The following is a 12,916-nucleotide window of genomic DNA, read 5'->3' as shown; positions in this document are numbered from 1 at the left end:
TGACGGCACAGAAGGAGACACATACCCCATGCGCAAACTGCTGCTCCAGGTCCAGGTCAGCGCCGACGGCTACATGGCCGGCCCGAACGGCGAGCTGGACTGGCTGGCCTACCCCTGGACCGACGACCTCAACGAGTACGTCAACGCGCTCACCGCGAACGTCGACGGCATCGTGCTCGGCCGCAGGCTCGCCGAGGGCTTCATCCCGGCGTGGGCCGCCGGGCCGCCCGGCGAGGACAAGGAGTCGATCGACTGGATGAACCGCACCCCCAAGACCGTGATCTCCCGCACGCTCAAGGAGTCGCCGTGGGAGAACGCGACCGTCGCCGGCGGTGACCTGGCCGAGACGATCAGCGAGCTCAAGGCCCGGCCGGGCGGCGACCTCGTCGTGTACGGGGGCGGCACGCTCGTCGCGAGCCTGGCCGGGGCCGATCTCATCGACGAGTACCATCTGCTCGTCAACCCGACCGCGATCGGTGGCGGGATGCCGGTCTTCCCCGGCCGCCGGGAGCTGCGCCTGGTCTCGGCCCGGCCGTTCGGCTGCGGCATCACCGGGATGCACTACGAGCCCGCGAAGTAGACCCGGCTCACCCGCGCGGAGGCAGGGCACGGTCGAGGAAGGCTGGGTGATGATGATCCCGCTGCCGATGAGGGAGATCGCGCCGGGCGCGGTCCACGTTCCTGGCTGGTTGTCGATGGACGAGCAGCGCCACCTCGTCCAAGCCTGCCGCGCGTGGGCCACGGGGCCGGTGCCGATGCGGCGCACCCGGCTGCCCGGGGGCGGCGTGATGTCGGTGCGGACGGTGTGCGTGGGCTGGCACTGGCAGCCCTACCGCTACACGCGGCTCGCTCACGACGTCAACGGCCGCAAGGTCGCCGACTTCCCCGGCTGGCTCGCCGACCTGGGCCGCCGCGCGGTCGCCGAGGCGTACGGCGGCCCGGCCGACGACTACGCCCCCGACACCGCGCTGGTCAACTTCTACGACGCCGAGGCCCGGATGGGCATGCACCAGGACAAGGACGAGAGGTCGCCCGCCCCGGTGGTCTCGCTGAGCATCGGCGACACGTGCCTGTTCCGGTTCGGCAACACCGAGACGCGCGGCAAGCCGTACACGGACGTGGAGCTGGCCTCGGGCGACCTGTTCGTGTTCGGCGGGCCGTCGCGGCTCGCCTACCACGGCGTGCCGAAGGTCCACCCCGGCACCGGCGACCCGGCCACCGGTCTCGCCTCCGGCCGGCTCAACGTGACGCTGCGCGTCACCGGCCTCCGGTGACGTAGTCGAAGTCGTCGTCGGAGAGGGTGCGCCGCAGCGTCCGCAGCACCTTGTTCGCGTCGTCGCCCGGCTGCTCCAGGTAGAACGGCCTGCCGTCGCGGCCGAACGTGATCGCCGAGCCGCCCTCCCACTTGCCGAGCGCGTCGGCGACCGGCGCGAAGTCCTCGTGCGGCTCGAACCCGAGCGCGCGGGCGTGGTCGACGGAGCCGAGCACCAGGTGCCTGGCCAGCTCGTACGGCGCCTCCTGCCAGCCCGCGTACTCGCCGAAGAAGTACTCGCGGAAGCGCGCCAGCTCCCGGTCGTCCATGATCTGCGGGCCGATGGCGTTGCGCACGCCGAGGCAGAACACGTCGGCGAGGTAGCCGGAGACCTCCATGCGGTCCCAGGAGTGGCGGCGGGCGACGAGCACGCACACCATGCCGTCGGCGCCCGACTCGGGCGCCTCGTCGCTCCAGCCGAGCGCGGGGTCCACGCCGAGGCCGGCGCTCCAGCCGACGTTGATCCAGCAGCCGACCACGTCGGGGGCCACGCCGCCGGTGGTGGTCTCCGCGGCGATCTCCCTCACCAGCGGCGCCACGACGGACGGCGGCACCTTGAGCGCGCGGGCGATCTCCTTGGGAGAGCGGCCCTGAGCACGGAGTTCGCGTACCTGGTCCTTCAATTCCGCATTGTCCACGCGGGCAGCCTAGCCGTTCGGCTCCGACAGCCGCCGGGCGAGCCACGCCAGGGCGAGCGGGTAGCGGTACTCGATGCCGCCGTGCCCGGCGTCGAACAGCTCGAAGTGGACCCGCTCGTCCGGCACGCCCGCCGCCCGCACCGCCCGGTGGAACGCGACCGCGGCGAAGTCCAGGAAGTACTCGTCCCGGTGGCCGGCGTCCACCCAGACGGCCCGCATCGAGCGCAGCGCCTCGGCGTGCCGGGGCTCGCCCGCCATGACCACCGGGTCGCGCGCCAGCCAGCGCCGCCACACCTCCGGCACGGGGGCGCCGGTGTCGTCGAACGGCATGCGCACGGTGCCGTCCTCGTCGGCCGAGTACGCCGCCGCGTAGGCGTACATCTCCAGCAGCTCCAGGTCGCCCTCCCGCGTGCCCGCCAGCCGGGAGCGGAAGTCGGCGAGGAAGGCGTCGTAGGAGCCGCCGTACATGTCGCGCAGCCGCCGCGCCAGCCCCGGGAACGCGTGCCGCATGCTGACCTCGAACAGCGCGTCCCCGGCGTGGGTGGCGAGGGCGCCGAAGACGTGCGGGGCGAGCATGGCGGTCACCATGGCGCCGTAGCCGCCGCTGGACTTGCCGGTGACCGCCCGGTGGTCGCGGCCGGGGAGCGTGCGGTAGTGGGCGTCCACCCAGGGGACGACCTCCTCGCACAGGTACGAGTGGTAGCGGCCGGTGGCGGGCGAGTCGAGGTACTGGCTGCCGCCGAGCGCGGTCCAGGCGTCGACGTACACGACGATCGCGGGCGGCGCCTCCCCGGCGGCGAACATGGCGTCGGCCAGCTCGGGGAACGGCCGCCGGAACGGCGCCCTGTTGAGCCACATGGCGACGTGGCCGGTGTAGCCGAGCAGCACGTACAGGGAGGGGTAGCGGCGCTCGGGCTCGTCGTCGTAGCCGGGCGGGACGTACACCAGCAGCGGCCGCTCGTGCGGGTCGCCCAGGGGGTTGCCGCGCAGCAGGACGCTGTCGATCACGCGGTGGTCGAGACGGCCGGCCAGCTCGGCGGACCAGGGCAGCATGCGGGCTCCTTCAGCGTTCGGGACGAGGGCTCAGACGGAGGAGGTGACCGTGTCGACGCCGGTCTGCGTGACCGCCCGTCCGGCCACCAGGACGAGCACGAGCTCGCGCAGGTCGGCGATGCGGCGGAGCGGGTCGCCGCGCACCGCGATCAGGTCGGCCCGCTTGCCGGTCTCGACGGTGCCGGTCACCGCGCCGGCCCCGCAGGCGTCGGCGGCCCGCGCGGTGGCCAGCTCGATGACCTCGGCGTTGCCGAACCCGGCGCCGGCGAACACCTCCAGCCCCGCCACGTAGCCGTCGGTGCGGTTGTCGACGCCCGCGGCGGCGAAGCCGGAGTCGGTGCCGGCGATGAGGCGCACGCCGGCGTCGCGCATGGCGACGATCCCGTTCAGCCAGTCGTCGAGCATCTCGGGGCCGAGCGTGGCACGCAGCCGCCAGTAGACGCCGTGCAGGGTGGGGCACACGTACGTGCCGCTCTCGGCGACCAGGTCGGCCAGCTCCGGGTCGTAGCGGTGGCCGGAGGGGGTGAAGAACGAGCAGTGCTCGATCGTGGCCACCCCTGCCTCGACGGCGCTGCGGATGGCCGCGTGCGCGTGGGCGTGCGCGGCGACGCCCTTGCCGCGGGCGCCGGCCTCCTCCACGACGGCGCGGATCTGCTCGGTGGAGTACTGCTGGACCCAGCTCGGCGCCGCGCCCGGCGTCATCTGGCCGCCGGAGGCCATGATCTTGAGGCAGTCGGCGCCGGCCCGCAGGTTCTCCCTGGCCACGCGGCGGATGGCGGTCAGGTCGTCGGCCTCGCCGCCCATGTACCAGCAGTGGCCGCCGGTGGGCGTGATGGGCCGGGTCGCGGCGATCAGGTGGGGGCCGACGGCCAGTCCCTCCTCGATCGCGTCGCGCAGGGCCAGGTCGAGGAAGCCGCGCGCGCCGAGGTCGCGGGCGGTGGTGACGCCGGCGGAGACGAGCTTGCGGGCGTTCTCCGCCATGCGCAGCAGCAGGTGGCGGTCGCTCTCGGGGCTCTGCCTGGTCACCGGGTCGACCTTGTCGTCGAAGCCCAGGTGCACGTGCGCGTCGATGAGCCCCGGCAGCAGGGTGCAGCCGGGCAGGTCGACGACCTCGTCGGCGTCGCCCGGCTCTCCGGCGCCGCCGCGCGGCCCCACGAAGGCGATCGCGGCGCCGTCCACGGCCACCTCGCCGTGCGGGATCACCTCTCCTGGGCGGCCGGTGAGCACCTGCGCGGCGCGAAGGATGCGCATGCACCAAGGGTGCCACAACGGGTCTTAAGGGCACAGGAAGGCGATCGTAAGGCCGGCGCGCGACGGTGAAGGCGTTCCACCCGCTGACATCCGCGAACCAGCGCCAGGAGAACCCGATGCCGCAGACCGCCGAATACACCATCACCCGCCACTTCGCCGCCCCGCGCCACCGCGTCTGGGCCGCCTGGACCGACCCGGAACGCTTCTCGCGCTGGTTCGGGCCGCGCGGGATGACGACGCCGCTCGGCCGGATCACCCTTGACGCCGTGCCCGGCGGGGTGTGGCGGGCCACGCTGGTCGGCGAGGAGGGGTTCGAGGTGACGCTGGACGGCCGCTACCGCGAGGTGCGCGCCCCCGGACGGCTGGTGTTCACGACCGGCGACCCGGACGCCCCCGGCGACGGCCCTGCGTCGGTGGTGACCGTGGACCTCGCCGCGACCGGCGACCGCACCGAGATGCGCTTCCACCAGTACGGCGTCAACACCGGCCCCGAGCACGCCGAGCAGGCGAAGGAGGGCTGGATCGAGTTCTTCGACCGCCTCGCCGAGCACGTCGAGCGAGCCGCCAACGGGTGAGGCGTCACAGCAGGTCGTGGACCTCGTCGAGCTTACGGGCCGCGCCCTCGGCGTAGGCGGCCGCGTACGCCTCCGCGCCGAGGGCGTCGCGCGCCCGTGCCGCGACGCGGTCGAACTCCTCCCGCTCCGCCGGCCCCGCGGGCAGGCCGAGCCGTTCCCTGGAGACCGCCGCCAGCCCGAGCAGCCGCGCCGCCCGCCCGCTCGCCCCGCTCGCCCCGCAGGCCGAGGCCGCGCCCACCACGGCCGACACCAGCGTCCGCGGGTCGCCGATCCTGCGGGCCGCGACGATCGCCTCCTCGTGCAGGGCGAGGGCGGCGGCCGGGTCGCCGCGCGACTCCCGTACGTGGCCCAGCTCGGTGAGCACGTCGGCCACGTGCAGGGACGGCTCGACGTCCGGGTCGCGCGGCACTCCCTCCAGGAGCCGGAGCAGGTGCCGCTCGGCCAGGTCGAGGTGACCGGCGCGGCGGGCGGCGAAGGCGAGGCCCATCTCGCCCATGCTCTCGCCCTCCTGGTAGCCCTGGTCGGCGGCCATTCTCCTGGCGCGCTCGCACAGCTCCATGGCGCGCTCGTACGCGCCGCTCTCCAGGGCGACCCAGCCGAGCCAGGCGGTGTGCGTGGCGACCTCCGGCCACAGGCCCAGGTCCTCGGCCATCCGCAGGCCCTCGCCGAAGAGCCGGTTCGCGAGCCCGGCGTCGCGGCTCATCTCGGCGGCCGAGGCCAGCCACTCCGTGGCCCGCAGCAGGCCCCAGCGGTCGCCCAGGGCCGTGAAGATCCGCACGCTCTCGCCGGCGCAGCGTTGCAGCGCCTCGTGGTCGCGCCGGGTGAAGGCGTCCCTGGCCTGGCAGGCGAGGGCCGCCGCCTCGCCCCACCGGTCGCCGACGGCGCGGAAGGCCGCCAGCGCCCGCTCGTTGAGCTCCTGGCCGGTCGGCATGTCCCTGGCGTGCATGCCCAGGAACAGCTCGGCCCGCGCCCGCTGCCCTGGATCGGCGACGGCGGCGAGCATCGGCCGCCAGGCGACCTCCTCGCCCAGCATCATGGCGAACCCGGCGTACCAGGCGGCCGCCCGAGCCCGCTCCGGGGAGTCCGCGCTGGGCACCGACAGGGCGGCGGCCAGCGAGCGCCTGCCCTCGGCCAGCCGGCCGCGCAGGAACCAGTACCAGGCCAGGGCGTTCACCAGGCGCGCCGCGCTCCCGGCGTCCCCGGACTCGACGGCGGTGTCCAGGGCGACGCGCAGGTTGGCGGCCTCGGCGTCGAGGCGCAGCAGCCGGTCGCGCTGGTCGTGGCCGTACAGGCCGGGCTCGCACTCCTCGGCGAGCGCCAGGTAGTGGCGCAGGTGGGCGCGGCGGACCGCGTCGAGCTCGCCCGCCTCCTCCAGCTTCACCAGGCAGTACGCCGCCACCGACTCCAGCAGCCGGTAGCGCACCCCGCCCGGGGAGCCGGCGACGACCACGAGCGAGCGGTCCACCAGCCGGGGCAGCAGGTCGAGCACGTCCAGCCCGGGATCGCCGTCGGCGGACACGGCCTCCGCGGCCTCCAGCGAGCAGCCCTCGGCGTGCGCCGCCAGGCGGCGCAGCACCCGCCGCTCCTCCTCGGAGAGCAGGTCCCAGCTCCAGTCGATGACCGCGGTCAGCGTCTGCTGGCGGGCCGGCGCGCCGCGCGAACCGGAGGCGAGCAGCCGGAACCGGTCGTCCAGCCGGGACGCCACCCCGTGCACGCCGAGCGCGCGCACCCGGGTCGCGGCCAGCTCCAGCGCCAGCGGGATGCCGTCGAGGCGGCGGCAGAGCTGCGCGACCGCCTGGGCGTTGCCGGCGTCCAGGGCGAACCCGCGCGCGGAGGCGGCGGCGCGCGCCACGAACAGCCGGACCGCGTCCGAGCGGGCCATCGCGGCGAGGTCCGTGCTCGCCGGCACCTCCAGCGGGGGGACGCTCCACAGCACCTCGCCGGCCACGGACAGCGGCTCCCTGCTGGTGGCCAGCACCCGCAGGTCGGGGCAGGAGCGCAGGAGCAGCTCGGCCAGCTCGGCGACCTCCGCCACGACGTGCTCGCAGTTGTCGAGGACGAGCAGGGCGCGGCGGTGCCTGAGCGCCTCGGCGAGCTGCCCGGCCACGTCGGCGGAGTCCGCGTCCTCCCGGATGTCCAGGGCGGCCATGACCGCCTCGGCGGGCGTCCGCGGCGCCGCCGCACCGCCCGCGGGAGGCGGGTCCCCGGCCGTACGGTGCAGCCCGGTCTGCACGGCCTGGTCCAGCTCCACCAGCCAGGCGCCGTCGGCGAAGCCGTCGAGGAGCCGGTCGGCGGCGGCCAGCGCCAGCCGGGTCTTGCCGACCCCGCCGCTGCCGGTGAGCGTGACCAGCCGCTCCTCCCCGACCAGGCCGCACACCTCGGACAGGGCCTCTTCGCGGCCGATCAGCCTGCTGACGGCGGCGGGCAGGTTCGTCAGCGGGCGCCCGGCCGGCAGGCTGAGCGCCGGGTCCTGGCCGAGGATCGCCTGGTGCAGCGCCACGAGCTCGGGCCCGGGGTCGAGGCCGAGCTCGTCGGCCAGCCGCTCGCGCAGCTCGGCGTAGCTCGCCAGGGCCTCGCTCTGGCGGCCCACCCGGTACAGCGCCCGCATGTGCACCGCCCGCAGCCGCTCCCTCAGCGGATGCCGGCTCACGAGGTCGCCCAGCTCGCCCACCAACAGCGCGTGCTCGCCCAGCTCCAGCCGGGCCTCGGCGTGCTGCTCCAGCGCCGACAGCCGCTGCTCCTCCAGACGCAGGATCGCGGCGCGGGTGTGCTCCTCGTCGGCGAAGTCCGCGTACGCGGGACCGCGCCACAGCGCCAGCGCCTCCCCCAGCAGCCCGGCCCTGGTCCGCGGGCTGCCCGCGGCCTCGGCCCGCGCCAGCAGCTCGGTGAACCGCCCGGCGTCCACCGCGCCCGCGTCGGGCCGCAGCAGGTAGCCGGGGGCGCGCGAGACCACCAGGTTCTTGCCGCCCGCCTCGGCGTCCTCCAGCGCCTTGCGGAGCTGGGACACCCGCACCTGGAGCGCGGCGGCCGGGTTGCCCGGCGGTTCCTCGCCCCACAGGTCGTCGACCAGCCGGTCCACGGAGACCGGGTGGCCCTCGTGGACGAGCAGGTCCACGAGCAGCGCCCGTACCTTGAGGCCGGGGATCGTCACGGCCTCGCCGGCGTCGGTCCACACGGCCAGCGGCCCCAGCACTCCGAAACGCATGTTCGATAGCCTATGCGGGGGTCCGTACCGGCGAGAAGGTCGCGGGCGCCCGTCACGGCGGGGCCTTGCGGGCGGAGCCGCGGTAGCGGCCGGCGTCGTAGCGCCGCTCGTTGTCGGCCAGTTTGTCCGTGGCCGCCGCCAGCAGGTCGACGCCGAGGACGTCGGCGAGCCGCACCAGGTAGAGGGTCACGTCCCCCAGCTCGGTGCGCATCCGGGCGAGCGCGTCGGGGTCCGGGTCGGCGGACTCCTCGGCGGTGAGCCACTGGAACTCGGCGACCAGCTCCCCCACCTCGCCGGCCAGCGCCATCGCCAGGTTCTTCGGCGTGTGGAACTGCTCCCAGTCGCGGGCGCGGGCGAACGCGCGCAGCCGGACGGCAAGGTCCTCCAGGTCCGTCGTCACGCCGCACGACCTTATCCACTTCCGGCCGGCAGGTTGCTGACGTGAATGGCGTCGAGTTGTTCCTGCTGGGCCGCGCCCTGATGAAGATCGGCGAGGAGGCGATGCCGAACCGGGCGTCACCGCGTTCCCCATGACGGCCGGGCGCGCGGCCGGCTTCGACTTCTTCATCCGGCACGACTTCCAGGCCGTCATCGACGACCCCGGCTCCGGCGGCTACGGGTGGCGGGCGGTGCTCTCGCGGACGATGAGCTCGGTCGCCAGCTCCACGCGCTTGGTCTCCGGGACCTCGCCGCGGCCCATGGCCAGCACCGTGCGCGTGGCCAGCGCGGCCATCTCCTGCAGCGGCTGGCGGACGGTGGTGAGCGGCGGCCAGGCGGACTTGGAGAGGGGCAGGTCGTCGAAGCCGACCACGCTCAGGTCCTCCGGCACCCGCAGCCCTCGCTGCCGGGCGGCCTCGAAGACGCCGAACGCCATCAGGTCGCTGCCCGCGAAGATCGCCGTCGGCGGGTCGGCCAGGTCGAGCAGGGCGTGGCCCTCGTCGTGGCCGGAGTCGACGAGGAAGGTGCCCCTGCGGACCAGTTCGGGCACGAGCGGGACGCCCGCGGTCTCCAGCGCGGCGCGGTAGCCGTCGATGCGGGCCTGGCTGCAGAGCATGTCGGCGGGGCCGCTGATCATGCCGATCCGGCGGTGGCCCAGCTCCAGCAGGTGGCGGGTGGCGGCCAGGCCGCCGTTCCAGTTGGTGGCGCCGACCGAGATCACGCCGGGCGCCGGCTCGCCCTCGGGGTCCACCACCGCGAACGGCAGCGAGCGGGCGCTGAGCTGCGCCTGGATGCCGGTGGACAGCCGGGAGGCGACGATCACCACCCCGTCGGTGCGCCGGGCGGCGAGGCGTTCGAGCCAGTCGCGGCCCGGCCCGGCGTGGGTGTGCAGGACCGAGATGACGACGCTGGCGCCCGCCTCGTGGGCCGCGCTCTCGGCGCCCCGGACGATCTCCATGGCCCACGGCGACTCGATCTCGGCGAACACCAGGTCGACCAGCCCCGCCGGGGTGTCGTCCTGGCTGACGCGGCGCTGGTAGCCGTGCTCCTGAAGTAGTCGCTCCACCTTGTGGCGGGTGGCCGGGGCTACTTCCGGGCGCCCGTTGATGACCTTCGAGACCGTGGGGATGGAGACCCCCGCCTCTTCCGCGATCAGTGCGATCGTGACCCGCCTCTTCGCTGACACGATCGGGAGTGTATCCGAAAGTTTCGGTTTGGCGTCGCTCTGAACGGGGGTGTTGACGGGTTACTTCCAGGTTACCTAAGCTCCGGGCAAAGAAAATATCGGGGGCTTCACGAAAGTTTCGTTCGTTCCGCCAGGCTCGGCGTGCTCCGCCCAGCAGAGAAGGGACCCCTCGGATGAAACGCAGTGTGGTGTTGATCGCGACCGCGGTGCTGGTGGCCGGCTGCGGTGGCGGCGGCGGTGGCGGCACCGCGACCTCAGGGTCCAGCGAGGGCGCGGCGCCGGGGAAGGTCACCCTGGAGTGGTGGCACCTGTCGACCGCCGAACCGCTGAAGACGCTGTGGGCGAAGCGGGCCAAGGAGTACATGGCCCAGAACCCCAACGTGACGATCAAGGCGACGGTTCTGGAGAACGACGCCTACAAGGCCAAGCTCACCACGATCACGCAGTCGGGCAAGGCGCCCGACGTCTTCGCCACCTGGGGCGGCGGCGTGCTCAAGCAGCAGATCGACGCCGACCTGGTGAAGGACCTGTCCGGCGAGGTCGCCGACGTCCTGCCCGGCTTCACCACGGCGGCGCTCAGCGCGTACCAGTTCGACGGCAAGACCTACGGCCTGCCGACCGACATCGGCATGGTCGGTTTCTGGTACAACAAGAAACTTTTCAGCAAGGCCGGCATCGAGCAGCCGCCCGCCACCTGGTCGGAGTTCCTCGACGACATCAAGAAGCTCAAGGCCGCCGGCGTCACCCCCATCGCCCTCGCCGGCAAGGAGAAGTGGCCAGGCCACTACTACTGGGCCTACCTCGCCATGCGCATCGCCGGCCTCGACGCGCTCAAGCAGGCGGCCGTGGACAAGAACTTCAGCACGCCCGACTTCGTCGCCGCCGGGCAGCAGGTGAAGGCCCTGGCCGACCTGCAGCCGTTCCAGAAGGGCTTCCTCGGGGCGGCGTACTCGACGCCCGACGGGCAGGCCGCCACGGTGAGCAACGGCAAGGCCGCCATGGAGCTGATGGGCCAGTGGGCCCCGTCGGTGCAGAAGGACTCCGGCAAGGGCCTCGGCGAGGACCTCGGCTTCTTCCCCTTCCCCGCCGTCGAGGGCGGCAAGGGCTCGGCCACGGACGCGTTCGGCGGAGGCGGCGGCCTCGCCGTCGGCAAGGACGCCCCGAAGGAGGCCGTGGACTTCGTCAAGTTCATGACCCGGATGGACAACCACACCGAGGCCGTCCAGTCCGGCGCCGTGCTGCCGGTGCTCAAGGGCGAGGAGAACGCGGTCACCGACCCCAACCTCAAGCAGGTGGCCACGATGCTCGCGGGCGCGACCGGCTACCAGCTCTACCTCGACCAGGCGTACCCGCCGGCCGTCGGCCAGCAGGTCAACGACAGTGTGGCCGAGCTGATCGGCGGCACCAAGACGCCTGAGCAGGTCGCCCAGGCCATCACCGAAGTGGCCAAGACAGAAGAATGACGACACTGACCCGAGGGCCGGAGGCGAAGAGCCTTCCGGCCCCCGCCCCTGCCTCCGGGCGCCGCGGCCGCGCGCTGACGATCACGCTGTTCGTCCTGCCCGCGCTGGTGCTGTTCCTGCTGCTGGTCGTGGCGCCGATCCTCGTCGCCTTCTACGCCAGCGCGTTCCGCTGGAACGGGTTCGGCGGCCTGCCCACCACCTTCATCGGCTTCGACAACTTCACCCGGCTGTTCAGCACGGAGATCTTCCGGCGGGACCTGTGGCACCTGCTCGTGCTGGTGCTCCTGTCGCTCTGCGTGCAACTGCCGCTCTCGCTGGGCATCGCGCTGCTGCTGCACCAGCGCATCCGCGGCCGGGCGGTGTACCGGCTGGTGTTCTTCGCGCCGTACGTGCTGTCCGAAGTGATCACCGGCGTGCTGTTCTCGCTGATCCTCGCGCCGGACGCCGGGATGGCCAACCAGGTGCTGGCGCTGTTCGGCGCCGACTCCGACTGGCTGGCCGACCCGGACACGGTGATGCCGTCGCTGTTCCTCGTCATGACGTGGAAATACTTCGGCTTCCACATGATGATCCTGCTGGCCGGCCGGCAGAACATCCCCGACGAACTCGTCGAGGCCGCCCAGATCGACGGGGCGAGCGGCTGGAAGACCTTCAGGTACGTCACGCTGCCGCTGCTCGGGCCGACGATCCGGATCAGCGTCTTCCTGTCCGTCATCTACACGATCCAGCTCTTCGACCTGGTCTGGATCCTCACCCAGGGCGGCCCGTCGCACTCGTCGGAGACGATGGCCGTGACCATGTTCGAGTGGGGGTTCAAGCGCTCCCAGGTCGGCTACGCCAGCGCGATCAGCGTCGTGATGTTCGTGCTCAGTCTCATCTTCGCCCTGTTCTACCAGCGGTTCGTGATGCGCCGCGACCTGGAGGGCGCCACCACCAGCATCGGAGGCCGCCGATGACGCGCGGCAAGAAGCAGACGCCCCGGCGCAACACGCTGCCGCTGCACCTCGTCGCGTGGCTCGTCGGAGCGTTCGTCCTGATCCCGGTGATCTACGCGACGCTCGGCGGGTTCAAGCGCAACAGCGAGCTGTCCACCAACCCGTTCGGGCTGCCCTCGTCCTGGGAGACCGGCAACTACACCGAGGTGCTGGCCTCGCAGTCGTTCTGGCTGCAGCTCTGGAACAGCACGTTCATCGCGGTCGTCACCACCGTGCTCACGGTCGGGGTCGCGGCGCTGGCCGGGTTCGTCTTCGCCCGGTTCGCCTTCCGGGGCAGGGAGGCGCTGTTCACGCTGTTCACGGCGGGGCTGATGTTCCCGTTCGCGGTGGCCATCCTGCCGATCTTCGTGCTGCTGCGCGCGCTCGGCCTGCTCGGCGACCCGCTCGGCGTCATCCTCGTGCAGGCGGCGTTCGGCCTGCCGCTGACGATCATCATCCTGCGCGGCTTCTTCCGGAGCATCCCCGGGGAGATCGAGGAGGCCGCGATCATCGACGGGTGCAGCCCGTTCGGGTTCTTCTGGCGGATCCTGCTGCCCATGGCGAAGCCCGCCATCGCCACCGTCTCGGTGCTCGCCGTCGTCGGGAGCTGGAACAACTTCATGCTGCCGCTGGTGGTCTTCACCGAGGAGGCCAACTGGACCCTCCCGCTCGGCATCCAGCAGTTCCAGGGCCAGTACGCCTCCGACACCGCCCGCATCCTCGCCTACCTCGTCCTGGCCATGATCCCGGCGCTCGGGTTCTACGCCGTCGCGGAACGCCACCTGGTCGGCGGGCTCACCGCCGGCGCCACGAAGGGATGA

The 12,916-nt window shown here is 73.1% G+C and carries 12 protein-coding genes; 6 read left to right on the top strand and 6 right to left on the bottom strand.

Translation table 11 applies throughout. The annotated features are described in order from the left end of the window. The first annotated feature begins 28 nt into the window (after nucleotides 1-28). Both Nocox_RS07525 and Nocox_RS07520 read left to right on the top strand, forming a co-directional pair. Nucleotides 29-580, top strand: a complete 552-nt coding sequence (locus tag Nocox_RS07525) for a dihydrofolate reductase family protein (protein WP_020546793.1) — start codon at nucleotides 29-31, stop codon at nucleotides 578-580. A 49-nt stretch (nucleotides 581-629) separates the two neighbouring features. Beyond that, on the top strand, nucleotides 630-1,274 hold the full coding sequence (locus Nocox_RS07520; RefSeq protein WP_020546794.1) for an alpha-ketoglutarate-dependent dioxygenase AlkB family protein: 645 nt from the start codon (nucleotides 630-632) through the stop codon (nucleotides 1,272-1,274). On the opposite strand, the gene Nocox_RS07515 is transcribed toward Nocox_RS07520, so the two are convergent. The 3 genes from Nocox_RS07515 to Nocox_RS07505 are packed head-to-tail and all read right to left on the bottom strand — an operon-like array spanning nucleotide 1,258 to nucleotide 4,254. Then, on the bottom strand, nucleotides 1,258-1,950 hold the full coding sequence (locus Nocox_RS07515) for a helix-turn-helix domain-containing protein (RefSeq protein WP_026215089.1): 693 nt from the start codon (nucleotides 1,948-1,950) through the stop codon (nucleotides 1,258-1,260). The two genes, Nocox_RS07520 and Nocox_RS07515, sit on opposite strands and share 17 nt — an antisense overlap. A gap of 9 nt (nucleotides 1,951-1,959) precedes the next feature. Continuing rightward, a complete protein-coding gene (locus Nocox_RS07510; RefSeq protein ID WP_020546796.1) occupies nucleotides 1,960-3,003 on the bottom strand; it encodes an alpha/beta hydrolase in 1,044 nt (347 codons plus the stop codon). A 30-nt stretch (nucleotides 3,004-3,033) separates the two neighbouring features. Beyond that, nucleotides 3,034-4,254 carry an amidohydrolase family protein gene (locus tag Nocox_RS07505; RefSeq protein ID WP_063711710.1) on the bottom strand — a complete coding sequence of 407 codons (1,221 nt, stop codon included), beginning with the start codon at nucleotides 4,252-4,254 and terminating at the stop codon, nucleotides 3,034-3,036. Between the two features lie 116 nt (nucleotides 4,255-4,370). Between Nocox_RS07505 and Nocox_RS07500 the strand changes: the two genes are divergently transcribed. Next, a complete protein-coding gene (locus Nocox_RS07500; RefSeq protein WP_033411016.1) occupies nucleotides 4,371-4,829 on the top strand; it encodes an SRPBCC family protein in 459 nt (152 codons plus the stop codon). Between the two features lie 4 nt (nucleotides 4,830-4,833). Here the strand turns inward: Nocox_RS07500 and Nocox_RS07495 are convergent, their stop codons facing one another. The 3 genes from Nocox_RS07495 to Nocox_RS07485 form a co-directional block, all read right to left on the bottom strand. Beyond that, nucleotides 4,834-8,034, bottom strand: a complete 3,201-nt coding sequence (locus Nocox_RS07495; RefSeq protein ID WP_020546799.1) for an AfsR/SARP family transcriptional regulator — start codon at nucleotides 8,032-8,034, stop codon at nucleotides 4,834-4,836. Nucleotides 8,035-8,086: 52 nt separating this feature from the next. Beyond that, entirely contained in the window at nucleotides 8,087-8,434 is a 348-nt protein-coding gene (locus Nocox_RS07490; RefSeq protein ID WP_020546800.1) for a nucleotide pyrophosphohydrolase, read from the bottom strand. A gap of 213 nt (nucleotides 8,435-8,647) precedes the next feature. Next, nucleotides 8,648-9,658, bottom strand: a complete 1,011-nt coding sequence (locus Nocox_RS07485; RefSeq protein WP_063711711.1) for a LacI family DNA-binding transcriptional regulator — start codon at nucleotides 9,656-9,658, stop codon at nucleotides 8,648-8,650. 173 nt (nucleotides 9,659-9,831) lie between these two features. Between Nocox_RS07485 and Nocox_RS07480 the strand changes: the two genes are divergently transcribed. Genes Nocox_RS07480 through Nocox_RS07470 form a run of 3 tightly spaced genes read left to right on the top strand, consistent with a single transcriptional unit; the run spans nucleotide 9,832 to nucleotide 12,916 of the window. After that, on the top strand, nucleotides 9,832-11,121 hold the full coding sequence (locus Nocox_RS07480; RefSeq protein ID WP_033410932.1) for an extracellular solute-binding protein: 1,290 nt from the start codon (nucleotides 9,832-9,834) through the stop codon (nucleotides 11,119-11,121). Continuing rightward, nucleotides 11,118-12,077, top strand: coding sequence for a carbohydrate ABC transporter permease (locus Nocox_RS07475; RefSeq protein WP_020546804.1), 960 nt, complete (start codon nucleotides 11,118-11,120; stop codon nucleotides 12,075-12,077). The genes Nocox_RS07480 and Nocox_RS07475 overlap by 4 nt, the downstream gene beginning before the upstream one ends. Beyond that, the gene (locus Nocox_RS07470) at nucleotides 12,074-12,916 is read left to right on the top strand and encodes a carbohydrate ABC transporter permease (RefSeq protein WP_020546805.1); all 843 of its coding nucleotides are present in this window, start codon (nucleotides 12,074-12,076) and stop codon (nucleotides 12,914-12,916) included. The genes Nocox_RS07475 and Nocox_RS07470 overlap by 4 nt, the downstream gene beginning before the upstream one ends.

The sequence above is a fragment of the Nonomuraea coxensis DSM 45129 genome, assembly GCF_019397265.1.
GTDB classification, from domain to species: Bacteria; Actinomycetota; Actinomycetes; order Streptosporangiales; family Streptosporangiaceae; genus Nonomuraea; species Nonomuraea coxensis.
Note: the sequence above shows the minus strand (reverse complement) of the source record. Positions and strands in the feature narration are given on the sequence as shown.

Coding starts and splice junctions, on each gene's coding strand:
- Nocox_RS07525 (WP_020546793.1), top strand. CDS start 29: ATGCGCAAACTGCTGCTCCAGGTCCAGGTCAGCGCCGACGGCTACATG.
- Nocox_RS07520 (WP_020546794.1), top strand. CDS start 630: ATGATGATCCCGCTGCCGATGAGGGAGATCGCGCCGGGCGCGGTCCAC.
- Nocox_RS07510 (WP_020546796.1), bottom strand. CDS start 3,003: ATGCTGCCCTGGTCCGCCGAGCTGGCCGGCCGTCTCGACCACCGCGTG.
- Nocox_RS07505 (WP_063711710.1), bottom strand. CDS start 4,254: ATGCGCATCCTTCGCGCCGCGCAGGTGCTCACCGGCCGCCCAGGAGAG.
- Nocox_RS07500 (WP_033411016.1), top strand. CDS start 4,371: ATGCCGCAGACCGCCGAATACACCATCACCCGCCACTTCGCCGCCCCG.
- Nocox_RS07495 (WP_020546799.1), bottom strand. CDS start 8,034: ATGCGTTTCGGAGTGCTGGGGCCGCTGGCCGTGTGGACCGACGCCGGC.
- Nocox_RS07480 (WP_033410932.1), top strand. CDS start 9,832: ATGAAACGCAGTGTGGTGTTGATCGCGACCGCGGTGCTGGTGGCCGGC.
- Nocox_RS07475 (WP_020546804.1), top strand. CDS start 11,118: ATGACGACACTGACCCGAGGGCCGGAGGCGAAGAGCCTTCCGGCCCCC.
- Nocox_RS07470 (WP_020546805.1), top strand. CDS start 12,074: ATGACGCGCGGCAAGAAGCAGACGCCCCGGCGCAACACGCTGCCGCTG.